We start from the raw sequence: 25,406 nt of genomic DNA on the forward strand, positions 1-25,406 counted from the left end.
AAGGGTGGGAGAAGGCCAGCTTAGTCCCCACCTCGTGACGCTGCCATCCTGCGAACGTCGTGGCCCTACTCGGGGTCGTAGTCGAGGTTGGACGCCAGCCAGCGTTCCACCTGCGCCAGCTCCACGCCCTTGCGCTTCGCGTAGTCCGCGGCCTGCTCCTTCGACACGCGGCCGACCACGAAGTACTGGCTCTGCGGATGGCTGAAGTAGTAGCCGGATACCGCGGCGGTGGGCAGCATCGCGAAGCTCTCCGTCAACGACATGCCGGCGTTGCCACCGGCATCGAGCAGGCGGAACAGCGTGCCTTTCTCGCTGTGCTCCGGGCAGGCCGGATAACCGGGCGCAGGGCGGATGCCGACGTACTTCTCGGCGATCAGGGCGTCGTTGTCCAGTGATTCGTCGGCCACGTAACCCCAGAACTCCTTGCGCACGCGCAGGTGCAGGCGTTCGGCCAGCGCCTCGGCCAGGCGGTCGGCCAGCGCCTTCAACAGGATCGCGTTGTAGTCGTCGTGGTCGGCCTCGAAACGCGCCACGTGCGCGTCGATGCCGATGCCCGCGGTGACCGCGAACATGCCCATCCAGTCCTGCCGGCCGGAATCCTTCGGCGCGATGAAGTCGGCCAGGCAGAAATCCGGGCGTTCGACCGGCTTGTCGACCTGCTGGCGGAGGAAGTGCAGGCGTTCGCTGCGGCCTTCGACCTGCAGCTCGACGTCGTCGCCGATGCTGTTCGCCGGCCACAGGCCGAACACGGCCTTCGCGGTCAGCCACTTCTCGTCGACGAGCTTCGCCAGCATCGCGCGCGCGTCGCGATACAACTCGCTGGCCTGCGGGCCGACCACGGCATCGGTCAGGATCGCCGGGTACTTGCCGAACAGTTCCCAGGCATTGAAGAACGGCGTCCAGTCGATGCAGTCCACCAGCTCGGCCAGCGGGTAGTCGTCGAACACGTGCAGGCCGGGCTGTTTCGGTGCAGGCGGGGTGTAGGCATCCCAGCCGCCATCGAACTTCTGCCCGCGCGCCTTCTCCAGCGAGACCAGGCGCTTGGCATCGCCGCGGTTCCTGTGGCGTTCGCGGATCTCGGCATAGTCGGCGTCGTTCGCGGCGACGAAGGCCGCGCGCATGTCGCGCGAGATCAGCGACTGGGCGACGCCCACGGCGCGCGATGCATCCTTCACCCAGACCGTCGGTGCGGTGTAGTGGGGGTCGATCTTCAGTGCCGTATGTGCACGCGACGTCGTGGCGCCTCCGATCAGCAGCGGCATCTCGAAGCCCTGGCGCTGCATTTCGCGCGCCACGTGGGTCATCTCCTCCAGCGACGGGGTAATCAGGCCGGACAGGCCGATCAGGTCTGCATTCTCCGCCTTTGCCGTATCGAGGATCTTCTGCGTGGGCACCATCACACCCAGATCCACGACGTCGAAGTTGTTGCAGGCCAGTACCACGCCGACGATGTTCTTGCCGATGTCGTGCACGTCGCCCTTGACCGTGGCCATGACGATCTTGCCGTTGGATTTGCCGACGTCGCCGGTGCGCAGTTTCTCGGCTTCGATGAAGGGCAGCAGGTAGGCTACGGCCTTCTTCATCACGCGGGCGGACTTCACCACCTGCGGCAGGAACATCTTGCCGGCGCCGAACAGGTCGCCGACCACGTTCATGCCGTCCATCAGCGGGCCTTCGATCACGTCGAGCGGACGCGTGGCCTGCTGGCGGGCTTCCTCGGTGTCCTGGTCGACGAAGGCATCGATGCCGTGCACCAGCGCGTGCGCCAGGCGCTCGCGCACCGGCTTCTCGCGCCAGGCCAGGTTCTCGACCGGCGCCTCGCCTTTCTTGCCCTTGTAGCGGTCGGCGATCTCCAGCAGTCGCTCGGTCGAATCCTTGCGCCGGTTGAGGATCACGTCCTCCACGCGCTCGCGCAGTTCGGCGTCCAGATCGTCGTACACCGGCAGGCCGCCGGCATTGACGATGCCCATGTCCATGCCGGCCTGGATGGCGTGGTACAGGAACACCGAGTGGATCGCCGCGCGTACGGGCTCGTTGCCGCGGAACGAGAACGACACGTTCGAGACGCCGCCAGAGACGTGGCAGTGCGGCAGGGTCTGCTTGATGATCCGCGTCGCCTCGATGAAGTCGACGGCGTAGTTGTCGTGTTCCTCGATGCCGGTGGCGACGGCGAAGATGTTGGGGTCGAAGATGATGTCTTCGGGCGGGAAGCCGACCTCTTCCGTCAGGATCCGGTAGGCACGCGTGCAGATCTCGATCTTGCGCGCGCAGGTATCGGCCTGGCCAGTCTCGTCGAAGGCCATGACCACCGCGGCGGCGCCATAGCGCAGCACCTTGCGCGCATGGTCGACGAAAGCTTCTTCGCCTTCCTTCAGCGAGATCGAATTGACCACGCCCTTGCCCTGCAGGCATTTCAGGCCGGCCTCGATGACGCTCCACTTGGACGAGTCGACCATCACCGGGATGCGGGCGATGTCGGGCTCGGAGGCGATCAGGTTGAGAAACCGGTCCATCGCCTTCTCGGAGTCGATCAGGCCCTCGTCCATGTTGACGTCGAGGATCTGGGCGCCGCTGGCGACCTGCTGGCGCGCGACCTCGACGGCTTCCTCGTAGCGTTCTTCCTTGATCAGCTTGCGGAACTGCGCGCTGCCGGTGACGTTGGTGCGCTCGCCGACGTTGACGAACAGCAGATCCGGCGTGATGACCAGCGGTTCCAGGCCGGACAGGCGCGTGTGGCGCGCGGGCGCGCTCATGCTGCCTGCTCCAGTCTCGCCGGCAGCCTGCGTGGCGGGAGTCCCGCGACGGCCTCGGCGATCGCCCTGATGTGTGGGGGCGTGGTGCCGCAGCAGCCGCCGACAAGGTTCAGCAGGCCGGACTGTGCGAACTCCTTCAGCGTGGCAGCCATCTCTTCCGGTGTCTCGTCGTACTCGCCGAAGGCGTTGGGCAGGCCGGCGTTCGGATGCGCACTGACGTAGGCATCAGCGACCGTCGCCAGCGTCTCGACATGCTCGCGCAGGTCCTTGGCGCCCAGTGCGCAGTTCAGGCCGATCGACAGCGGACGGCTGTGCGCCACAGAGGTGTAGAAGGCTTCGGCCGTCTGCCCGGACAGCGTGCGTCCGGAGGCGTCGGTGATCGTGCCGGAGATCATCACCGGCAGTCGCCCGCCGCGTGCGTCGAAGACTTCCTCGATCGCGTACAGCGCTGCCTTGGCGTTGAGCGTGTCGAAGATGGTTTCCACCATCAGCGTATCGGCGCCGCCGTCGATCAGGCCTTCGATGGCCTCCCGGTAGGTCGCGCGCAGTTCGTCGAAACTGGTGTTGCGGAAGCCCGGATCGTTGACGTCGGGGCTGATCGACGCGGTGCGGCTGGTGGGTCCGAGCACCCCGATGACGAAGCGCGGTTTGTCCGGCGTGATGGCTTCGATGGCGTCGCAGCACTGACGCGCCACCTGCGCGCCGGCCTTGTTCAGCTCGTAGACCAGGTGTTCGAGGTGGTAGTCGGCCTGGCTGATCGAGGTGGCGTTGAAGGTGTTGGTTTCGATCAGGTCGGCACCGGCCTCGAGATAGGCGGTGTGCACCCCGGCGATGATCTCGGGTTTGGTCAGCAACAGCAGATCGTTGTTGCCCTTGAGGTCATGGTCGCAACCGGGGCCGTGCTCGTGCGTGTGCTGCGCATCGCAACCGTCGGCGAAGCGCTGGCCGCGGTAGTCCGCTTCCTGCAGGCCGTGGCGCTGGATCATGGTGCCCATGGCGCCGTCGATGATGAGGATGCGCTGCGCGAGCGCGTCCTGCAGCATCCTGGTGCGCGCAGGATGGAGCCATGGCAGGGTCTTCATGGCTTCACCGCCGTCAGCGAAATGACTTCGAAGTGGGGAGGGCGGCGCTCGCGGGTAACCGTCTCGGCGTTGGCGATGTCCAGGCCCGCCTTCTCGGCGAACTTGCGCAGTTCCTTCTCGCTGAAGCCTAGGTTGACGTGTCCGTACGCTTCCACGACCGACCGGTGCTCGTGCTTGCCCAGGCTGCTGAGCAGCAGGCGACCACCCCGTCGCAGCACGCGCGCGGCTTCCGCGACCGCTTGCGCCGGTTTGGCGGAATAGGTGAGCGCATGCATCAGCACTACCAGGTCGAAACTGCCGTCCTTGAACGGTAGTGCGTGCATGTCGCCCTCGCGGACTTCCACGTTCGGGAAGCGGCGCAGGCGCTCGCCGGCCGCCGCGACCACGCGCGTGCTGGTATCGATGCAGACGTAACGCTTGGAGTGTGGCGAGAGCAGTTCAGCGAGCACGCCGTCACCGGAGGCGATATCCAGCACGTCGCCGGTCTCGAGCAGGGGCAGGGCGGTACGAGCCAACGCCTCCCAAGTGCGCCCCGGCGAGTAGTGACGCTCCATGTCGCCGGCGACGCTGTCGGCCCAGTTCTGGTCGGCGGCGCGGTTGGCGAGCACCGCCGCGATGCGTTCGGCATCCTGCCGCAGCAGCGGGTCGTCGCTGCCATCGCGCAGGCTGCGCCAGAGTTCGCGCTGCACGGTGTCCAGGTTGTCTTCGTCGAAGCGGTAGTACGCCGACACGCCGGCGCGCCGGTCGCGCGCCAGACCCGCCTCCTTGAGCTTGGCCAGATGGGTGGATACACGCGGCTGGGCGAGCTGCGTGATCGCCGACAGTTCGGCGACGGTCAGTTCCTCGCGGGCCAGCAGCGCCAGCAGGCGCACCCGGGTGGCGTCGGCGAACACCTTCAGCCGGGTGGACCAGGCTTCCAGATCCATAAATATCTTCCTATCGCGATATAGAGATATTCTGACGAGCGAACCGGGTCGCGGTCAACCCGCGGCATACGCCCACGCATGGTCGCGGGTTACAATTGGTATCTAACATTTGGTCGAGGGGTACCCGTGGATTTCGCATTCACCGAAGAGCAGTTGATGATCCAGGACGTCGCGCGCCGGATCGCCCAGGAAAAGATCGGCCCGAGCGCCGAGCACCACGACCGGACCGGCGAGTTCCCGCTCGACAACATCCGCCTGCTAGGCGAGAACGGCCTGATGGGCATCGAGGTGCCGGCCGAATACGGTGGCGCGGGCATGGACCCGATCGCCTATGTGCTGGCAATGATCGAGATCGCGGCAGCCGATGCGGCCCACTCGACGATCGTGTCGGTGAACAACTCGCTGTTCTGCAACGGCATCCTGAAGTTCGGCACCGAAGAGCAGAAGCAGCTTTACGTGCGCGCCATCGCTGAGGGCCGCGAGATCGGCGCCTTCGCATTGACCGAACCTCAGTCGGGTTCCGATGCCACCGCGATGCGCTGCCGTGCCGTGAAGCAGGCCGACGGCAGCTTCGTCATCACTGGCAAGAAGAGCTGGATCACGTCCGGTCCGGTGGCCAAGTACATCGTGCTGTTCGCGATGAGCGAGCCCGACAAGGGCGCGCGCGGCATCACCGCCTTCATGATCGACACCGAGAAGGCCGGTTTCCATCGCGGCAAGACCGAGCCGAAGCTGGGCATCCGTGCATCGGCGACCTGCGAGATCGAGTTCACCGATTACGTCGCACCCGCTGCCGACGTGCTGGGCAGCGAGGGCGAGGGTTTCAAGATCGCGATGAGCGTGCTGGACGCCGGCCGCATCGGTATCGCCTCGCAGGCCATCGGCATCGCGCGCGCCGCTTACGAGGCCACGATCGCCTATGTGAAGGAGCGAAAGGCCTTCGGTGCGCCGATCGGCACCTTCCAGATGACCCAGGCCAAGATCGCAGACATGAAGTGCAAGCTGGACGCGGCCACGCTGCTTACCCTGCGCGCGGCGTGGGTGAAGGGCCAGGACCAGCGCTTCAGCAACGAGGCCGCCATCGCCAAGCTCACCGCTTCGGAGGCCGCCATGTGGATCACCCATCAGGCGCTGCAGATCCACGGCGGCATGGGCTATTCGAAGGAAATGCCGATCGAGCGTTACTTCCGCGACGCCAAGATCACCGAGATCTACGAAGGCACCAGCGAGATCCAGCGCCTGGTCATCGCACGCAACGAGACCGGCCTGCGCTGAATCCGTTGTCCTGTCGTGAAGAACGCCGCCGCCAGGCGGCGTTCTTGTTTCCGGGACACCGGTCTCCCGACCCCCGTCTTTGGTCATGGGACCGCTGGGGCGGTGGTCCGCTAGAGTGGCCTGATGCGGGGGTGCGTCCCCCGTTTTCCTCCTGGAGACCCCGATGCGCAAAACCCTGATCGTCTGTGCCCTCACGCTGGCTCTGGCCGCCTGCGACAAGGGCAACGCCCCCGCCGGTGCAGCCGCCGATGCCGCGGCGCCCGTGGCGTCCGCCGCCGATATCGCCGCCGAGAGCAAGCGGTTGAACGAGTGGTTCGAGAAGAAGTATGAGGAGCAGCTGAAGTTCAGCCCCATCCAGCTGACCTTCCAGGGGCGCAAGGATCTGTACGACCAGGTCGACGACATGTCCGAGCAGGCGCAGCGCGACCAGGTCGCGTGGCAACAGGCCAGCGTCGAGGAAATGGAGAAGACGTTCGCCTACGCCAAGCTCGACGACGAGACCAAGTTCTCGTACGACCTGTGGAAGCTGCAGTACGAGAATGCGCGTGACGGCCTGCCGTTCCTGCAGGACGGCTATGCGTTCGACCAGATGAACGGCGCGCAGGGCTTCTGGCCGACGTTCCTGATCAGCTTCCACAAGGTCGACGAGGAGTCGGACTACACCGCCTACATCGCCCGCCTCAAGGTGACCCAGCGTGCGTTCGACCAGTTGCTGGAGCGCGCGCGCGCGTCGGCCGGGCAGGGCGTCCGTCCGCCCAAGTTCGCCTATGAAGGCGTGATCGACCAGGCGAAGAAGGTCGTCGCCGGTGCGCCGTTCTCCGCCGGCCCGGATTCGGCGATCTGGGCCGATGCCCAGGCCAAGGCCGATGCGCTGGTGAAGGCCGGCAAGATCGACGCTGCCCGCGCCACCGCGCTGAAGGACGAAGCACGCAAGGCGCTGCTCGAGCAGTTCAAGCCGGCCTACGACGGCGTGATCGCGTGGAGCGAGGAGGAGCTGCCGAAGGCGGCCGTCAACGCGACCGGCGTGGGCACCACCCACAAGAACGGCAAGGCGTACTACGAGTATCAGCTGCGCCAGATGACCACCACGGGCATGACGGCCGAGCAGATCCACGAGCTGGGCCTGAAGGAAGTCGAGCGCATCAAGGGCGAGATGACCGCGTTGAAGGACAAGGTCGGTTTCAAGGGCGACCTGGATGCGTTCTTCACCTTCATCGACACCGACAAGCAGTTCAAGTACCCGAACACCGATGCCGGCCGCCAGGCCTACATCGACGACGCCACGCGCGCCATCGACAACATCAAGAAGGTGCTGCCCGAGTACTTCGGCCTGCTGCCGAAGGCCGACCTGGTGGTCAAGCGCGTCGAACCGTTCCGCGAGCAGGACGGCGCCGCGCAGCACTACTACCCGGGTACGCCGGATGGTTCGCGTCCGGGCGTGTACTACGCGCATCTGTCGGACATGAACGCCATGCCGAAGACCGAGCTCGAAGTGATCGCGTACCACGAAGGCTTGCCGGGCCACCACATGCAGATCGCCATCGCGCAGGAGCTGACCGGCGTGCCGAAGTTCCGCACGCAGTACGGCGTCACCGCCTATGCGGAAGGCTGGGGCCTGTATTCGGAATGGCTGGCCAAGGAAATGCCGGGCACCTATCAGGATCCGTATTCGGAGTATGGCCGCCTGAGCTCGGAGATGTGGCGCGCGATCCGTCTGGTGGTCGATACGGGCCTGCATGCCAAGGGCTGGACCGAGCAGCAGGCGGTGGAGTACTTCGACGACAACAGCGCCGTGCCGCGTGCGGCGATCGAGTCCGAGATCAAGCGCTATCTGATCATGCCGGGCCAGGCCACGGCCTACAAGATCGGCATGATCAAGATCCAGGAACTGCGCAAGAAGGCCGAAACCGAACTGGGCGCGAAGTTCGACATCAAGGGCTTCCACGACACCGTGCTGGGTGGCGGCGCATTGCCGCTGAACCTGCTGGAGCGTCGCGTCGACCAGTGGATCGCGAAGGAGAAGGCCAAGCAGGCCTGATTCTCCAGCGCTGTCTGGTAACAGGAACCCCGGCCTTGCGCCGGGGTTCTTCTTTTGGGGCTCAGTGCGCCTTGGTCACCCGCTCGAGGTTTGCCGGCAGCCATGCGTCCAACGCGGTCGGCGACTGGCCGGTCAGCCGGACGTAGTCGTCCGTGACTTCACCGAGATCGCCGGCGGCGGTCGCAACGTCGAACGACGCGAACACGTCGGCGAGGACCGGCGGAAAACCATGCGCGCGCAGCCCTTCGATCTGCTGCGCCGGCGTGATGTCGACCACCGACAGCGGTTTGCCGGTCAGGGCGGCTACGCGCGCAGCGATGTCGCGGGCGCTGTGTGCCTGCGCGCCGGTGAGGGTCAGGATGCGGTTCGTCGTGTCGCCGGATGCCAGTGCGGCCGCCGCGGCACGGGCCAGATCGTCGCGGGCGATGTAGGCGATGCGTCCGTCCCCGGATGCGCTCGCCCATTCGCCGGATGCCAGCGCGCCCGGGAGCGTGTAGGCCAGGTTCTCGAAGTACCAGCCGTTGCGCAGCACCGTCCAGGTGAGCGGCGAGGCGGACAGTGCCTGCTCCGTGCCCCAGTGGTCCGGTGCGAAGGACACATGGGAGATATCGGCGGACGGCAGCGAGGTGTAGACGACATGCGGCACACCCGCCTCGACCGCGGCCTGCACGGCGGTGCGATGCTGGGTCAGGCGCTTGCCGGGTTCCATCAATGCGTCGGTACTGACGAGCAGCAGGCGGTCGGCCCCCTCGAATGCGGTCGCCAGCGTGCCGGGCTGATCGAAGTCCGCCGTCCGCACGGTGACGCCACGCGCAGCCACATCCGACAGCGCGTCCGGGTTGCGGGAGGTGGCGATGAGGCGCTCCGCCGGGAACTGCAGGGTGTCCAGCAGGTGGCGGACGACGGCGCCCCCCAGTTGTCCGGAGGCGCCGGTGACCAGCAGGGTGGGGAGAGGGGTATTCATGGTGGTTCCTTGCTTGGTAACGGAAAGGATGTTGGTTACCCTATGGTACTAATGGCTTTCGCCCCGGCAAGCAGGGAGCGCGAAGTAACCCGGTTACCGCGCGGTAACCATGCACCGGATGTCGTCCATGACGCTGCACCGCCAATCCCTGATCCTCACCGAGAACTGCCCGATCCGCGACGTGCTGGACCGGCTCGGCGACCGCTGGACCGTGCTGGTGCTGCACGAACTGGCCGGCGGCACGCTGCGCTTCAGCGAAGTACGCAAGCGCATCGCCGACATCTCGCCACGGATGCTGGCGCAGACGCTGCGTCGCCTCGAACAGGATGGCCTGGTGCGACGCGAGGTCTTCCCGACGGTGCCGCCCCGCGTCGACTACGCGCTGACGGCCCTGGGCGCGTCGTTCTTCGAGCGTATCGAGATGTTGGCCCAGTGGGCTTCCGATCACCATGACGAAGTGCGCGCGGCGCGCCAGGCGTATGTCGCGCCGGCGGCCAATGCGCCACTCTGAACACCGTCGCGTGGCCGGAGCCGTCTCAGGGCGAAGAGGGTGTCGGGCACGTCTTTCCGCAGGGCAGTAACGCGGGGCACGAGCCATCGGTGGCCGCGCAGACCTCGAACGGCGTGCCGCGCGTGCCGGAGCGCGAGATCGGCGTGACTTCCAGCCGCCATCGGAGATGGCCGTCGGCATCCGGCACGATGTCGCCGCCCATCCAGGTGAGATTGGCGGTGTCGCCCCAGACCATCGGCGCCAAAGGGTGCGTATCGGGCAGTGGTCCGCCACCGTTGAACCCGGAGAGTGGTCTGATCAGGTAACCGAAGTGCCGCAGCTTGCGGGCGGGCATTCCCGACACGTCGAGGTTCGCGAGCTGGATATCCGCGCAGCTGCCGGAGCCGAACCGGACCAGGTACAGGCGGGCGTTGAGGACGCCGGGAGACGGGGGCGCGGTCCACATCGCGCTGCGGTCCACGACGAACTCGGGCGATGTGGTCACGCTGCAGGCCTGCGCGGTACGCGGCACCAGGACCATCATCCACAGGACAACAAGCATCGGCTTGAGCATGGCAGTCCTTCGCCGGTCAGGAACGGAGCGAGCATACACCTGCGTCGCGCACGGTCGGCCGTAGGCCCCAAAAAGAAACCCCGGCATCGCCGGGGTTTCGGGTCTTGCAAGGCGTTCGCCGCCGATCAGTGACCGGCCGCGGGTTCCGGCGGCTGTCCATCGGCGTCGTCCCGCTGCATCGCAGTCTCACGGTCGCGGTCATGCGCATGGTCGCGCGCCAGGTACAGGTAGAACGCCGGCAGCACGAACAGCGTGAACAGCGTACCGATGGTCATGCCCGAGGCGATCACCACGCCCATCGAGAAGCGCGACGCGGCACCCGGGCCGCTCGCGATCAGCAGCGGGATCATCGCGAACACCAGCGCAGCTGTGGTCATCAGCACCGGACGCAGGCGAATCGCCGCGGCTTCCTCGATCGCTTCGCGCTTGGACAGGCCGCGTTCCATCTGCAGCTTGTTGGCGAACTCCACGATCAGGATGCCGTGCTTGGAGATCACGCCGACCAGCGTCACCAGACCCACCTGGGTATAGATGTTGATGCTCATACCGGGGAAGGCTTCGATGCCCGAGAACTGGAGGACCTGCGACACCAGGGACAGGACATTCAACGTCAGCAGGGCACCACAGATTGCCATCGGGACGGTCAGCAGCATGATCAGCGCATCGCGGAAGCTTTCGAACTGCGCGGCCAGCACCAGGAAGATCACGATCAGCGCCAGCGCCAGCGTGACCAGCATGGCGGCGCCTTCCTGCTTGAACTGGCGCGATTCACCGGCGTAGTCCACCGAGTAGCCCTGCGGCAATACGTCCTTTGCCGCCTGGTCGAGAATCGCCAGCGCTTCACCCTTGGTGACGCCGGGACGCGGCGCGAAGGTGATGGACACGGCGTTGAGCTGCTGGAACCGCTTCAGCGACTGCGGCTGTGCGCTTTCCTTCAGCGTCACCAGCGTCGACAGCGGGATCAGCTCGCCATCGCGGGTACGTGTGTAGTAGTTCTCCAGGTCGCTGGCGTTGAGGCGGTCGCTGCGCTGCACCTGCGGGATCACCAGGTACGAGCGGTTCTGCATGGCGAAGCGGTTGGTATAACCGCCCGACAGCATGGCGGCCATGTCCGCGGCCAGCGTCCGCATGTCGATGCCCAGACTCGCGGCCTTGTCGCGGTCGATGTTGACCTCGATGCGCGGCTTGTCGATCTTCAGATCCTTGTCCAGGAAGATGAAGCGCTTGCTCTCCATCGCCTTCGCCAGGATCTGATCGGCGAGTTCGGCCAGTTGGCTCAGTTCGCCGACGCCACCGATGATGAACTCGCCACCGCCGCCGTCGCCGCCTGCGCTGGGCAACGAGGGGGGGACCAGCGCGAAGATGTTCAGGCCGCTGACCTGGCTCATCTTCGGCTGCAGTTCCTGCTGCAGCACCGCGTTGGTCGACCGGTCGCGTTCGCTCCACGGCTTCAGCACGAAGCCCGCCATCGCGCTGGGGCTCGCACCGCCGCCGCTGCCACCGAAGCCACCGTTGAACAGGAAGTAATCCTGCACTTCGGGCACGCCCTTGGCGATCGACGTCACTTCCTCGGTGTAGCGCTCCACGTAGTCCAGGGTGGAGTAGGGGTCGGCGCTGGCGACGGAGAAGATGAAGCCTTCGTCCTCCAGCGGCGCCGGCTCCTTCGGCGCGGTCATGTACAGGAACGCGCACGAGACCAGCACGAGGATGCCGAACACGCCGACGACCGATTTGGTTTCCATCGTGCCGTGCAGGCGGCGCTGGTAGCCGGCGTTGAGCTTCTCGAAGCGCTCATCCAGCCACTTTTCCAGTTTGCCCTTGCCGCCATCGCTGTGCGGCTTGAGGATCTTGGCGCACATCATCGGCGTCAGCGTCAGCGCGATCACGCCCGACAGCAGCACCGAGCCGGCCAGGGTGAAGGCGAACTCGGTGAACAGCACGCCGGTCATGCCGCCCTGGAAGCCGATGGGCAGGTACACGGCCACCAGCGTGGTGGTCATCGCGACCACCGGCCATGCCAGTTCGCGCGCACCGCGGATCGCCGCGTCGTGCGGCGACATGCCTTCCTCGATATGCCGGTGGATGTTCTCCAGCACGATGATGGCGTCGTCCACCACGATGCCGATCGCCAGCACCATCGCCAGCAACGTCAGCAGGTTGATGGTGAAGCCCATCAGCAGCATCAGGAACAGGGCGCCCACCAGCGACAGCGGCACCGTCACCGCCGGGATCAACACGCTGCGCAAGGAGCCCAGGAACAGGAAGATCACCACGATCACGATGATCACCGCTTCCACGATGGTGCTGACCACCTCGTCGATGGCGTCCTGGATCTGCTCGGTGCTGTCGTAGGGGATCGTGGCCTTGATGCCTTCCGGCAGCTGCGGGACGATTTCGCTGTCCCACATCGCCCGCACGTTCTTGATGACGTCCAGCGAATTGGCGTCCGGGGCCACGAAGATGCCCATGAACGTGGCGGCTTCACCGTTGATGCGGACCGAGGTGCCGTAGCTTTCCGATCCCAGCTGCACGTCGGCCACGTCGCCGAGGCGCACGATGGCGCCGTTCTGCTCGCGGATGATCAGCTGGCGGAACTCGTCGGCATTGCGCAGGTCGGTACGCGCCGTCATGTCGATGGCGACCATCTGGCCCTTGGTCGAACCCACCGCCGCCAGCACGTTGTTGGACGACAGCGCGGTCGACACGTCGCTGGCGGTCACCTGCAGCGCGGTCATGCGGTCGGGCTTCAGCCACACGCGCATCGCGAACGTGCCCGCACCGAGGATGTCGGCACGCTGCACGCCGGACACGGTGACCAGCTTGGGCTGGACCACGCGGGTCAGGTAGTCGGTGATCTGGTTGTTGTCGAGCGTTTCGCTGGCGAAGGACACGTACATCGCCGCGATCTGCTGCCCCTGCTGCAGGTCGATCACCGGGTCCTCGGACTCAGGCGGCAACTGGCCGCGCATCTTGTTGACCTTGGCGGCGATCTGGGTCAGCGCTTCGTTCGCGTCCTGGTCCAGCTGGATGTACGCCTGGATCACGCTGACGCCGGCGGAACTGGTCGAGGTCAGGTACTCGATGCCTTCGGCACTGGCGACTTCCCGCTCCAGCGGCGTGGTGATGAAGCCCTGGATCAGGTCCGCATCCGCACCGTAGTAGGTGGTGCTGATGTTGACCACGGCGTTGCGCAGTTCGGGGTACTGGCGCACGTTCAATTCGCTGAACGAGCGCAGGCCGAACAGCAGGATGAAGAGGCTGACGACGATCGCCAGCACCGGCTTGTTGATGAAGATGTCGGTGAATTTCATGCCGTCGCTCCGTCAACGGTTTTCGGGCTTGGGCTGGGCCTCGGTCACCGGCTGCACCTTGTTGTTGACCGTCACTTCGGCATCGTTACGCAGCTTCAGCAGGCCGCTGGTGGCGACGCGCTCGCCCGGCTTCAGGCCTTCGGTCACCGCGATCAGGTCGCCGCGGGCAGCGCCGGTCTTCACGAAACGCTGGCGCACGATCAGCTTCTTGCCGGTCAGGTCGTTGCCCTGCATGTCCTTCTCGCCCTTGGCGCGGTCGACCTCCTGGATCACGTACACGGCGTTGCCGTACGGGTTGAAGCTGATCGCCGTCTGCGGCACCACCACGACCTTGCGGGCATCGCCGGTGTCGAAGCCGACGTGGGCGAACGCGCCCGGGCGCAGGTTGTACTCGCCATTGGCCAGCGTCGCCTGCACCTTGAAGTTGCGCGTGGCCGGGTCGACCTGCGGTTCGACCGCCGTCACTTCGCCTTCGAACACCTGACCGGGCAGGGCATCGACGGTTGCGCGGATCTTCGCCCCCGGCAGTACCTGGCCCACGCGCTGCTCCGGCAGGGTGAAGTCGAGGTAGATCGGGTCCAGCGACTGCAGGCTGACGATGGCGTCTCCCGGGTTGAGGTACTGGCCCAGGTTGACCTTGCGGATGCCCAGCACGCCGTCGAACGGGGCGCGGATGGTCTTCTGTGCGATCAGGGCGCGCTGCGCCTCGACCTGCGCCAGCGAGGTCGCCGCCACGGTGGAGCGTTCTTCGGCCTCGGCTTGCGAGACCAGCTTGTCGCGGGCCAGCGCCTGCCAGCGGTCGCGCTGCACCGAGGCGAGCTTGGACGAGGCTTCCAGCGACTTCAGCACGGCCAGCTCATTGGCGCTGTTGAGCTGCGCGAGCACGGTGCCGGCCTTGACCGGCTTGCCCACGTCGATCGAGAGGCTGCGCACCACGCCGCCGGCCTCGGTGGTGACGTCGGTGCCGTTGATCGCGACGAACGTGCCGACGGCCTGTTGTGCGTCGATCCACTCTTCCTGCTTGGCGGTCCAGTCGGTGACGGCCGCCGCGGGCTGCGGCATGTTGTCGAAGAATTCGTTCGTCTTGGCGCTGAACCCTCCTTTGACGATGAACACGCCGCCGAACACGACGGCGACACCTATCAGCATGAGGACCATGCGCAAGGTGGTGGAGGGCTTTTTCCGTGCGTGGGGGTCTTTCCGTGTCATGGTCGGGTCGTCTTCAATGCGGGGGAGTCAGGGGAGCGACGAGCGGGCGGCGGCAGGCTCGACACGATGGCGCACGGGATTATCACGGTTTGAGACGCACGCTAGAAGTGGGTTTAGGCCCTTGCGCGGACGCGGAATCGGTGTGCACACGGCGGGCCTGGTAGTGCCCTCGACAGACTGAAACTGCAATTACGCCCGCGTCGCTATCCCTTCCCGTAACGAAACAGCCCCGGCGTTTGCCGGGGCTGTTCGAGTGGAGCGTACCGCCTGCGCGATCAGCGCGAAGCGGGATTCTCCTGTTCCAGCAGGTATTCCTTCGACGGCTCGTCCATCCTGTCGCCCAGCACGCGACGGACCGCCACGAAGAACACCGGGATCAGCAGCAGGCCGAGGAAGGTGGCGAACACCATGCCGCCGATGACACCGGTGCCGATCGCATGACGGGCATTGGCGCCCGCGCCGCTCGAGATCGCCATCGGCAATACGCCCATGATGAAGGCGAACGAGGTCATCAGGATCGGGCGGAAGCGCAGGTGCGAGGCCGTGATGACCGCATCGCGCAGGGTCTTGCCCTGCTTGCGTTCCATGACGGCGAACTCGACGATCAGGATCGCGTTCTTGGCCGCCAGACCGATGATGGTGATCAGGCCGATCTTGAAGAACAGGTCGTTCGACAGCCCACGCATCATGGTGAACGCCAGCGCGCCGAGGGCGCCGAGCGGCACCACCAGCAGCACCGCCACCGGGATCGACCAGCTCTCGTACAGCGCGGCGAGGCAGAGGAACACCACCACGATCGACAGCACCATCAGCAGCGTGGCGCTGTTGCCGGCCAGGATCTCCTGGTACGACATGCCGCTCCAGTCGTAACCGAAGCCCTGCGGCAGCTGCTCGGTGACGATGTTCTCCATGGTCGTCATCGCCTGGCCGGACGAACTGCCGGGGGCGGCCGCGCCGTTGATGTTCACCGCGGAGTAGCCGTTGTAGCGCGACAGCGACGGCGGCACCGAGGCCCACGACGACTGCACCACGTTCGACAGCGGGATCATCGCGCGACCGCCGCTGGCGTCGGTCTGCTGGCTGCTCGGCGAATAGATCCTGGCCAGCGAGTCCGCACCGGTGCGGTAGGGGGCGTCGGCGCGCATGTTCACGCGCTTGATGCGGCCTTCATAGAAGAAGTCGTTGACGTACACCGGCGCCAGCATCAGCTGGATGCCGTTGTAGATGTCGCTCAACGACATGCCCATCGCCTGCGACTGCACGCGGTCTACGTGCAACTGCAGTTGCGGGGCGTTCTCCAGCGTGTTGGGACGCACCGCCATCAGCCCCTTGTCCTGCGCCGCCGCGCCCAGCAGCTGGTTGCGGGCGGCCATCAGGGCTTCCTCGCCCAGGCCCGCACGATCCTGCAGCCACATGTCGAAGCCGCCGAACTGGCCGAGGCCCTGGATGGTCGGCAGGTTCACCACGAAGATCTGCGCGCCCTTGATGCCGTACAGGCGCTGGTTGGCCTGCTGGATGAACTCCGGCACGGTGACGTCACGGTCGTCCCAGTGCTTGAGGCGGATGAAGGCCATGCCCACGTTCTCGCCCTGGCCCAGGAAGCTGAAGCCGGAGATCTCCATGACGCTGTCGAAGCCGTCCATCTGCTGCAGCGTGCCGCGGATCTGGGTGAACACCTGCTTGGTCTTCTGCAGCGAGTTGCCAGGTGGCAGCTGCACGATGGCCAGCGCGTAGCCCTGGTCTTCCTCGGGCACGAAGCTGCTGGGCAGCTTGGTGAACATGAAGCCGGCCAGCACCGTCAACAGGGCGAACACGATCATCCAGCGCGGCGCATGCTTGATGGCCGCGCCGATGTGGCCGACGTAGGTCTTCTCGATCTTGCCGTAGTACTTCTCGAAGGTACGGAAGACGATGTTCTTCTTCTCGTGGCTGTCGTGCTCGTGCTGCTTCAGGAACGTCGCGCACAGCGCCGGGGTGAAGCCCAGCGCCAGGAAGGCAGAGAAGGCCATCGAGATGGCGATGGTCAGCGCGAACTGCTTGTAGATCTCGCCCGAGGCACCGCCCTGCAGCGCCGACGGGATGAACACCGCCGCCAGCACCACGGTGATCGCGATGACGGCGCCGGTGATTTGCCCCATCGCCTTGATCGTCGCTTCGCGCGGCGGGAGTTTTTCCTCCGCCATGATGCGCTCGACGTTCTCGATCACCACGATGGCGTCGTCCACCACGATGCCGATGGCCAGCACCAGCGCGAACATGGTCAGCTGGTTGATGGTGAAGCCGATCAGGCTGAGGCCCCAGAAGGTGCCCAGCAGGGCGACCGGGATGACCAGTGTGGGGATGATGGTGGCGCGGAAGTTCTGCAGGAACACCAGCATCACCAGGAACACCAGGATCACCGCCTCGATCAGCGTCTTGACGACTTCCTCGATCGAGATCTTGACGAAGGTGGTGGTGTCGTACGGCGAGAACCAGCTGACGCCGGGCGGGAAGCTGGGCTGCAGCTCGTCCATCTTGGCGCGCACGGCCTCGGCCACGTTCAGTGCATTGGCGCCCGGCAGCAACTGGATGGCGAAGGCGCCGACGGGCTTGCCGTTGAACTGGGTATCGAAGCCGAAGTTCTGCGCGCCGAATTCCACCCGCGCCACGTCCTTCAGCCGTACGGTCGAACCGTCACTGTTGGCGCGCAGGATGATCTGCTCGAACTGGTCCGGTGAGGTGAAGCGGCCTTCCGCCGACACCGTCGCGGTGAACGCCTGGCCTTCGGGTGCGGGATCGGAGCCGACCGAACCGGCGGCGAACTGCACGTTCTGGCTGCGTACCGCGGTCAGCACTTCGGTGGCCGACAGGTTGTAGCCCTGCAGCTTGCCCGGGTCCAGCCACAGGTTCATGGCGTACTCGGAACCGAAGTGCTGCGTGCTGCCGACGCCGGGGACGCGCGAGATCTGGTCCAGCACGCGCGAGGCGACGATGTCGTTCAGGCGGTTGCGGTCGATGCTCGGGTTGTCGGACTGCAGGCCCACCACCATCAGGAAGCCGGCGTTGGCCTTGGCCACCACCACGCCCTGTGCGGTGACTTCGCTCGGCAGTCGCGGCGTCGCCAGCGAGACCTTGTTCTGCACCTGCACCTGGGCGATGTCCGCGTCGGTACCGGTCTCGAACGTCAAGGTGATCGTGGCGCGACCGGATGAGCTGGAACTGGAGCTGAAATAAAGCAGGTTGTCGATGCCGGTGAGCTGCTGCTCGATGACCTGGGTCACCGAGCGCTCGGTGGTCTCGGCGCTGGCGCCGGGGTAGGTGGCGCCCACCGTGACCTGCGGCGGTGCGATGGAGGGATAGGACTCGACGCCGAGGTTGAGGATCGCGATCACGCCGGCGAGCGAGATCAGGATCGACACGACCCAGGCGAAGATCGGATGGTTGATGAAGAACTTGGGCATGGGGGCGGGTCCTTCTTATTCGGCCTTGCCTTGCGCCGGCGCGGGCTTGGCCTGCGCGGCTTTCGCGGCGGCGGCCTGTTCGGCGGTCACGCCCTTCGCGGGGGCGCCTTCCTTGACCTTCTGCAGGCCTTCGACGATGAGCTGGTCGCCGGCCGCCAGACCGTCGGTGACCAGCCAGTCGGCGCCGATGGCCTGCTGGGTGGTGATGTTCTTGCGCACGACGTTGCCGTCCTTGCCGATCACCATGGCGAAGGCGCTGACGGTGTCGCGCTGGATGGCGCCCTGCGGGACCAGGAACGCGCCCTTCTGTTCGCCCAGCGTCGCGCGCAGGGTGACGAAGGTGCCGGGCAACAGCGTGCGGTCGGCGTTCGGCACGGTGGCGCGCAGCGAGACGCTGCCGGTGGCGGGGTCGACGACGGTATCGGAGAAGTCCAGCGTGCCGGTCTGGTCGATGGCCTGGCCGTTCGGCAGGATCACCTGCACCGTGCGCTGGCCTTCGCCCGCCAGCTGCACCTTGCCGTCGCCCTGTGCCTGGCGCAGGGTCTGCAGCTCGCTCGAGCTCATCGAGAAGTTGGCGTACAGCGAATCAATCTGGTCGATGGTGGTGAGCAGCGTGGCGTCGCCCTGGCCGACCAGTGCGCCTTCGGTGACCTGCTGCTTGCCGGCGCGGCCGGAGATCGGCGCGGTGACCGAGGCATAGCCCAGGTTGATGCGGGCAGCTTCCACATTCGCGCGGGCCTGCTGCACGGCGGCGGCGGCGCTGCGCTCGGCGGCTTCGGCGTTGTCCAGGTCCGACTTGGATACGAACTTCTGTGGCGCCAGCTGGCGTGCGCGGTCGGCGGACACCTTGGCGTTCGCGTAGGTCGCCTGTGCCGACGCCAGGCTTGCCTGCGCCGCGCTGAGCGATGCCTGCAGCGGAGCAGGATCGATGAGGAACAGCGTCTGGCCTTCCTTCACATCGCTGCCTTCCTGGTAGACCCGCTTCTGCACCACGCCGGCCACGCGGGCGCGCACGTCGGAGCTGCGGATCGGCGAGAGGCGGCCCACCAGGTCGCGCTGCAGCGGCACGTCCTTTGGCGTGGCGCTCATCACCACCACTTCGGGCGGCGGCATCTGCTGCTGTTCGGGCTTGCTGCAGGCCGCGAGGACCGCCAGCAGCGCGCTGGCCAGGGCGAGGGAACGGATGGGGGACGTCATGAGGAAACTCCGTTTCTTTTTCTTGGAGACGTGGGAGAGGAATGCGGTGAGCGGATACGGCGGCCCGCAGGAGAGGGCGCCGGAGCGTCGTCGTCGGGCGTGGGGGCGAAGGCCCGCAGGAAGGTGTCGATCGAGAATTCGGCCCAGCGGCGGCGCGCACGGTCGCCTGCGCGGTGGGCCACGCCGAAACGCTGCCGTTCGAAATCCATTCCCACGATCATGCTGAGCAGCAGCTCCGCGGCGTAGTGCGGATCGTCATGCCTCAGCCGGCCCTGGTCCATCGCATGCTGCAGCCAGGTGGCGAGGCGCTGGACCAGAGTATCGCAGGCCTGCTGGTAGAGATCGCGCGATTCGTCGGGAAACTGGTGCGCTTCCGCGGTCAGCAGGCGGCTGGTGGAGACGATGATGGGGTCGTTGAGGTGCCGGAGGTGTTCCATCGCGAACGCCAGCAGCGCGGCGCGCGGGTCCTCGACCACGGGCGACAGCGGTACGGTCGCCAGGTCCTGGTGTTCGGCGATCACGCTTCGCAACAGTTCCTGCTTGCTGCCGAAATGCGCGTAAAGCGTCTGCTTGGAGCAGCCCGCGCGTGCCGCCACGGTATCCATGCTCATGCGGAAGCCCTGCTCGGACATGAGCTCGCGCACGGCCTGGTGGACGCGGGCGCGACGTTGATCGGGCGCGGCAGGGGTGGGGGCGGGGCGCATGGGGGCTAGACTATACCGTCCAGTTTAGAATTTTGACAGGCTTGAAAGCACCGCATTTCCGTGCACAAAGGCGCATACGGAATTTGTAAAGAACACGTGATGGATCGGGGGCCTGCTTCCGCGCACTGCCGAATCCTGGGGTCGTTCTCGTCGATCCGCCGAGCCTCATGCAACCGGTCGCTGCACCAGGCTCGCGCTAGACAATCCCACGTGCGATTGCAAGCCACGCTTATGACGCCTCGCAGCAAGTTTTGTCATGGCGCCCGGAGATACAATGACCATTCGACTACCACTTGTTGAGTCATTCTCTGCATGAACGCTGCGCGCAGCCCCAAAAAAGCCTCGAAAAAGACGTCCAAACCGGAAGCCGCAAAGGCCACGAAGTCGGTGAGCCCGAAGGCGACGCCCACCAAGAAGGTGGCTGCCCGACCGGTGAAGGCGGCGAAGGCCGCAGGGGAGCAGGGCAAGGCAGCGGTGAAGTCGGGCGACACGTTCTCGCTGTCCCCCATTCTCGATGCCATCCGCAAGCGCGTATCCGGTGCCGCGGCGCAGGCCGAGGCGCTTACGTTCGCCGACGCGTTCTACAAGCGCATGGAAGAGGACGAGTACCCGCACCACAGCGCCGATGGCTGGGCGGCGATCGCCGCGGACACGCTCGCGTTCGCGCGCAGCCGCAAGCCGGGCACTGCCAACGTGCGCATCTTCAATGCTTCCCTGAAGACGCATGGCTGGGAGTCGCCGCACACCGTGCTGCAGATCGTCAACGACGACATGCCGTTCCTCGTCGATTCGGTGAGCATGGCGTTGGCCGAGATGGGCGTGGGCGTGCATGTGCTTGGCCACCCGCTGGTCCGCTTCACCCGCGACAAGGCCGGCAAGGTCTCCGCGGTGGGCGAGGGCAAGCACGAGTCGCTGATGCTGCTGGAGATCGATCGCCTGCCGCCGGAAGACATGGCGCAGGTCGAGAAGCGCATCCGCAGTGTCCTGGAGGAGGTCCGCGCCATCGTGCGCGACTGGTCCAGCATGCGCGAGAAGATGCTGGCGCTGGCCGACGACATGGCCACCCGCCGCATGCCGGTGGACGATGATGGCCGTCGAGAAGCGCAGGAGTTCATGCGCTGGGCCGCCGCCGACCACTTCACCTTCTTCGGCTACCGCGAGTACCGCGTCGAGAAGCGCACCGGCATCCTCGCCGCCGTCGAGGACAGCGGCCTGGGCCTGCTGCGCGAGGGCGACACCACGCCGCCGCGCAACATCAAGACGCTGGCCGCGCACTACCTGCCGCAGGGCGGTTCGGTGGATGCGCTGATCCTCACCAAGACCAACCGCCGTTCCACCGTGCACCGTCCGGGCAACATGGACTACATCGGCGTGTTGGAGTTCGACGCGCAGGGCAACCCGATTGCCGAACAGCGCTTCATCGGCCTGTACACCTCGAGTGCGTACAACCGTCGCCCGTGGGAAATCCCGCTGGTGCGCGAGCGCCACGAGTACGTGATGCAGAAGTCCGGCCTGTCGCCCAGCGGCCACAGCGGCAAGGCGCTGCGCCATATCCTGGAGACGCTGCCGCGCGAGGAGCTGTTCCAGTCCAGCGACGAGGAACTGTTCCGCACCTCGATGGGCATCCTCGGCCTTCAGGAGCGCGTACGCAGCAAGCTGTTCCTGCGCCGCGACCGCTACGGCCGTTTCTACTCGGCGCTGGTCTACATCCCGCGCGAGCGCTTCAACACCGACGTGCGCCTGCGCATCGAGTCGCTGCTGAAGGACGCCATGCGCGGTGAGTACGTCGACAGCAGCGTGCTATTGGGCGAATCCCCGCTGGCGCAGTTGCACATCACCATCCGCCCGAAGGCCGGCGAGCAGGTCGAGGTGGACACGTCCGCGCTCGAAGGCGACATCGCCCACCTGTTGCGCAATTGGCAGGACGATCTGCGCGAGACGCTGATCGGCCGTCACGGCGAGTCGAAGGGTTTGCTGCTGGCCGGCGGTTATGGCCGTGCGCTGCCGGCGGGCTACATCGAAGTCGTGTCGCCGGAAGGGGCCGCGCGCGATGTCGAGCACCTCGCCGCGCTCGACGGCAAGGACGACCTGCGCCTGAGCCTGCACGAGTCCCGCCGCAAGCGTCCCGGCCAGGGCCGCCTGCGCCTGAACCTGTACAAGCAGGAATCCGACATCCCGCTGTCCGATGCGCTCCCACTGATGGAGAACATGGGTCTGCGCGTGATCTCCGAGCATCCATTCCGCCTGGAGACCGCACAGGGTGCGCGCTACATCCAGGAGTTCGAGGTCGAGCCGGTAGGCGGTGAGTTCGACGTCGAGCGGCTGGCGCCGACGTTCGAAGATGCGTTCGCCCGCGTGTGGCGCGGCGATGCCGAGAACGACGGGTTCAACAAGCTGGTGCTGGGCGCCGGCCTGGCCTGGCGTCAGGTCGCGCTGCTGCGCGGTTACTGCAAGTATCTGCTGCAGACCGGCGTGCCGTTCTCGCAGAGCTATGTGGAAGAGACGCTCAACCGCTATCCGCTGCTCGCACGCCTGCTGGTGGAACTGTTCGAGGCTCGCTTCGATCCTTCGACCGGCAACGAGAGCAAGGCGCAGATCAAGGAAGGCCAGGAGCGCTTCGCTGCGCAGCTGAAGCCGCTGGCGGGCAACGACGAGTCCGCGCAGAAGACGCTCGCCATCCTGGTCGATGCACGCGACGGCAAGCGCGAACAGCGGGCCGACGCGGCGCACCAGGCGCTGCTGAAATTGATGGACCGCGTGTCCAGCCTGGACGAGGACCGTATCCTGCGCGGCTTCATGGGTGCCATCGAAGCGACCCTGCGCACCAGCTTCTACCAGGTCGGCAAGGACGGTACGCCGGCGCACACCATCAGCTTCAAGTTCGACTCGGCCAAAGTGCCGGACCTGCCGAAGCCGCGTCCTTACCGCGAGATCTTTGTTTATGGACCCCGCGTGGAGGGCGTGCACCTGCGCTTCGGCCCGGTCGCGCGTGGTGGCCTGCGCTGGTCCGACCGTCGCGAGGACTTCCGCACCGAGGTGCTGGGCCTGGTGAAGGCGCAGATGGTGAAGAACACCGTCATCGTGCCGGTCGGCGCGAAGGGCGGCTTCTTCGCCAAGCGTCCGCCGGTGGGCGGCGACCGCGATGCCGTGCTGGCTGAAGGCATCGCCTGCTACAAGCTCTTCATCCAGGGCCTGCTGGACATCACCGACAACATCGTCGGCAACAGGATCGTGCCGCCGGTCGACGTGGTGCGCCATGACCAGGACGATCCGTACCTGGTGGTCGCCGCCGACAAGGGCACGGCGACGTTCTCCGACATCGCCAACGGCCTGGCCATCGCGCACGGCTTCTGGATGGGCGATGCGTTCGCATCGGGTGGCTCGGTCGGTTACGACCACAAGGGCATGGGCATCACCGCGCGCGGCGCGTGGGAGTCGGTCAAGCGCCACTTCCGCGCGATGAATCGCGACAGCCAGAGCGAGGACTTCACCTGCGTCGGCATCGGCGACATGTCGGGTGACGTGTTCGGCAACGGCATGCTGCTGTCGGAACACATCCGCCTGCTGGCCGCGTTCGATCACCGCCACATCTTCCTTGACCCCAATCCGGATGCTGCCAGGTCGTTCAAGGAACGCGACCGCATGTTCAAGGTGCCGCGCTCGAGCTGGGCCGACTACGACGCCAAGCTGATCTCCAAGGGCGGTGGCATCCACCCGCGCAGCGCGAAGTCGATCGAGATCACGCCGGAAGTGCGTGTTTCGCTGGGCATCGCCGACGGCGTGAAGTCGATGACGCCGAACGAGCTGATGAGCGCGATCCTGAAGTCGCCGGTCGACCTGCTGTGGAACGGCGGCATCGGCACCTACGTCAAGGCCGCCAGCGAGACCCACGCCGACGTCGGCGACCGCGCCAACAACGGCCTGCGCGTCGATGGCCGCGACCTGCGCTGCAAGGTGGTGGGCGAGGGCGGCAACCTGGGCCTGACCCAGCTGGGCCGCATCGAAGCCGCGCAGCATGGCGTGCTGCTCAACACCGACTTCATCGACAACTCCGCCGGCGTGGACACCTCGGACCATGAGGTGAACATCAAAATCCTGCTCAACGGCGTGGTGCAGGCAAAGAAGCTGTCGATGGACGCGCGCAACAAGCTGCTCGCGGACATGACGGACGAAGTCGCCGACCTGGTGCTGTGGGACAACTACCGCCAGAACCAGGCCATCAGCCTGATGGAGCGCATGAGCGTGTCGCGCCTGGGCTCGAAGCAGCACTTCATCCAGACGCTGGAATCCCAGGGCCTGCTGGATCGCCAGATCGAGTTCCTGCCGTCCGATGCGGAGCTGGCGGAGCGCAAAGCACGCGGGCAGGGCCTGACCCGCCCCGAGCTGTCGGTGCTGCTGTCCTATTCGAAGCTGGTGGCGTTCCAGCAGCTGCTGGAATCCGACATCCCCGAAGATCCGTACCTGTCCAAGGAGCTGCAGCGCTACTTCCCGCAGCCGCTGCAGAAGAAGTACGCCTCGGAGATGGAGAAGCACCGCCTGAAGCGCGAGATCATCGCCACGGCGGTCACCAACACCACCATCAACCGCATGGGCGCCACCTTCCTGCTGCGCATGCAGGAAGACACCGGCCGTTCGCCGGCGGAAGTCGCCAAGGCCTTCACCATCACCCGCGAGACGCTGGACGCGCGGGCGTTGTGGAACCAGATCGACGCGCTCGACGGACAGGTGCCGGAGTCGGTGCAGATCGACGCCCTGCAGGTCATCTGGCAGGTGCAGCGCAACTTCACCCGCTGGCTGCTGACCCGTCAGGGACCGATCCCCGCGATCGCCACCGCGGTGGAGCGTTACCACGACGGCTTCAACGAGATCCGCGCGGCCGATGGCGTGCTGCCGGATTCGCTGCGTCCGGCGTACAACGCCAGCCTGCAGGAATGGAAGGACAAGGGCCTGCCGGCGGCACTGGCTGGCCAGATCGCCGCGCTGCCGTACCTGGAGCCCTCCTGCGACATCATCGAACTGGCGCGCGCGCGCAAGCTCAAGCCGGTCGAGGTGTCGAAGGTCCACTACCGCCTGGGCGAGGCCCTGCATCTGCCGTGGCTGCAGGACCAGATCGAGGCCCTCAAGGTGGATGGACGCTGGCACGCGGTGGCCCGTGGTGTGTTGCGCGACGAACTCGCCGCGCACCAGCGCACGCTGGCCAACCAGGTGCTGTCGCTGCCGGGCGCCAATGCCGACGCCAAGGTCAAGGCGTGGCTGGGCCGCGACGACGCGGGCCTGCGCTTCACGCTCAGCATGCTCAACGAGCTGGCCGCGCAGAAGACATTGGACTATCCGACCGCCTCGGTGGCGGTGCAGCGTCTGGGGCAACTGGCCTCGCAGGGCTGAGTTTCGCTCACGGCAATGGAAACGGGGCGGCCTTCGGGCCGCCTTTTTTCTGTACGCT

Annotated in this window: 14 protein-coding genes; 4 read left to right on the forward strand and 10 right to left on the reverse strand. The window is 66.1% G+C overall.

What is annotated here, in order from left to right; genetic code table 11:
• Nucleotides 1-65: 65 nt before the first annotated feature.
• The 3 genes from metH to ACSQ1W_RS06470 are packed head-to-tail and all read right to left on the reverse strand — an operon-like array spanning nucleotide 66 to nucleotide 4,761.
• Nucleotides 66-2,753, reverse strand: a complete 2,688-nt coding sequence (gene metH / locus ACSQ1W_RS06460) for a methionine synthase (RefSeq protein WP_436042366.1) — start codon at nucleotides 2,751-2,753, stop codon at nucleotides 66-68.
• Nucleotides 2,750-3,835, reverse strand: a complete 1,086-nt coding sequence (locus ACSQ1W_RS06465; protein ID WP_436042367.1) for a homocysteine S-methyltransferase family protein — start codon at nucleotides 3,833-3,835, stop codon at nucleotides 2,750-2,752. The genes metH and ACSQ1W_RS06465 overlap by 4 nt, the downstream gene beginning before the upstream one ends.
• The gene (locus ACSQ1W_RS06470) at nucleotides 3,832-4,761 is read right to left on the reverse strand and encodes an ArsR/SmtB family transcription factor (protein WP_436042368.1); all 930 of its coding nucleotides are present in this window, start codon (nucleotides 4,759-4,761) and stop codon (nucleotides 3,832-3,834) included. Before ACSQ1W_RS06470 ends, ACSQ1W_RS06465 begins: the two co-directional genes overlap by 4 nt.
• Before the next feature lie 126 nt (nucleotides 4,762-4,887).
• Here ACSQ1W_RS06470 and ACSQ1W_RS06475 point away from each other — a divergent pair, with 126 nt between their 5' ends.
• Nucleotides 4,888-6,036 (forward strand): acyl-CoA dehydrogenase family protein, encoded by a 1,149-nt coding sequence (locus ACSQ1W_RS06475; RefSeq protein WP_436042369.1) that lies wholly within the window; start codon nucleotides 4,888-4,890, stop codon nucleotides 6,034-6,036.
• A 163-nt stretch (nucleotides 6,037-6,199) separates the two neighbouring features.
• Complete coding sequence (locus ACSQ1W_RS06480; RefSeq protein ID WP_436042370.1) at nucleotides 6,200-8,074, forward strand: DUF885 domain-containing protein; 1,875 nt, start codon at nucleotides 6,200-6,202, stop codon at nucleotides 8,072-8,074.
• A 61-nt stretch (nucleotides 8,075-8,135) separates the two neighbouring features.
• Here the strand turns inward: ACSQ1W_RS06480 and ACSQ1W_RS06485 are convergent, their stop codons facing one another.
• On the reverse strand, nucleotides 8,136-9,038 hold the full coding sequence (locus tag ACSQ1W_RS06485; protein ID WP_436042371.1) for an SDR family oxidoreductase: 903 nt from the start codon (nucleotides 9,036-9,038) through the stop codon (nucleotides 8,136-8,138).
• A 127-nt stretch (nucleotides 9,039-9,165) separates the two neighbouring features.
• Between ACSQ1W_RS06485 and ACSQ1W_RS06490 the strand changes: the two genes are divergently transcribed.
• On the forward strand, nucleotides 9,166-9,549 hold the full coding sequence (locus ACSQ1W_RS06490; protein WP_192268354.1) for a winged helix-turn-helix transcriptional regulator: 384 nt from the start codon (nucleotides 9,166-9,168) through the stop codon (nucleotides 9,547-9,549).
• 25 nt (nucleotides 9,550-9,574) lie between these two features.
• Here the strand turns inward: ACSQ1W_RS06490 and ACSQ1W_RS06495 are convergent, their stop codons facing one another.
• From ACSQ1W_RS06495 to ACSQ1W_RS06520, 6 genes are all read right to left on the reverse strand, one after another.
• Nucleotides 9,575-10,102 carry a hypothetical protein gene (locus ACSQ1W_RS06495; protein WP_436042372.1) on the reverse strand — a complete coding sequence of 176 codons (528 nt, stop codon included), beginning with the start codon at nucleotides 10,100-10,102 and terminating at the stop codon, nucleotides 9,575-9,577.
• A gap of 125 nt (nucleotides 10,103-10,227) precedes the next feature.
• Nucleotides 10,228-13,413, reverse strand: coding sequence for an efflux RND transporter permease subunit (locus ACSQ1W_RS06500; protein ID WP_436042374.1), 3,186 nt, complete (start codon nucleotides 13,411-13,413; stop codon nucleotides 10,228-10,230).
• A gap of 12 nt (nucleotides 13,414-13,425) precedes the next feature.
• Entirely contained in the window at nucleotides 13,426-14,562 is a 1,137-nt protein-coding gene (locus ACSQ1W_RS06505; protein WP_436042375.1) for an efflux RND transporter periplasmic adaptor subunit, read from the reverse strand.
• Nucleotides 14,563-14,897: 335 nt separating this feature from the next.
• A complete protein-coding gene (locus ACSQ1W_RS06510) occupies nucleotides 14,898-18,062 on the reverse strand; it encodes a multidrug efflux RND transporter permease subunit (protein ID WP_436042376.1) in 3,165 nt (1,054 codons plus the stop codon).
• Nucleotides 18,063-18,077: 15 nt separating this feature from the next.
• Nucleotides 18,078-19,259, reverse strand: coding sequence for an efflux RND transporter periplasmic adaptor subunit (locus ACSQ1W_RS06515; protein ID WP_436042377.1), 1,182 nt, complete (start codon nucleotides 19,257-19,259; stop codon nucleotides 18,078-18,080).
• Nucleotides 19,256-19,963, reverse strand: a complete 708-nt coding sequence (locus tag ACSQ1W_RS06520) for a TetR/AcrR family transcriptional regulator (RefSeq protein WP_436042378.1) — start codon at nucleotides 19,961-19,963, stop codon at nucleotides 19,256-19,258. The genes ACSQ1W_RS06515 and ACSQ1W_RS06520 overlap by 4 nt, the downstream gene beginning before the upstream one ends.
• Before the next feature lie 432 nt (nucleotides 19,964-20,395).
• Here ACSQ1W_RS06520 and ACSQ1W_RS06525 point away from each other — a divergent pair, with 432 nt between their 5' ends.
• Complete coding sequence (locus ACSQ1W_RS06525) at nucleotides 20,396-25,348, forward strand: NAD-glutamate dehydrogenase (protein ID WP_436046123.1); 4,953 nt, start codon at nucleotides 20,396-20,398, stop codon at nucleotides 25,346-25,348.
• Nucleotides 25,349-25,406 lie beyond the last annotated feature (58 nt).

Source organism: Pseudoxanthomonas sp. LjRoot143 (assembly GCF_964252945.1).
Taxonomy (GTDB): domain Bacteria; phylum Pseudomonadota; class Gammaproteobacteria; order Xanthomonadales; family Xanthomonadaceae; genus Pseudoxanthomonas_A.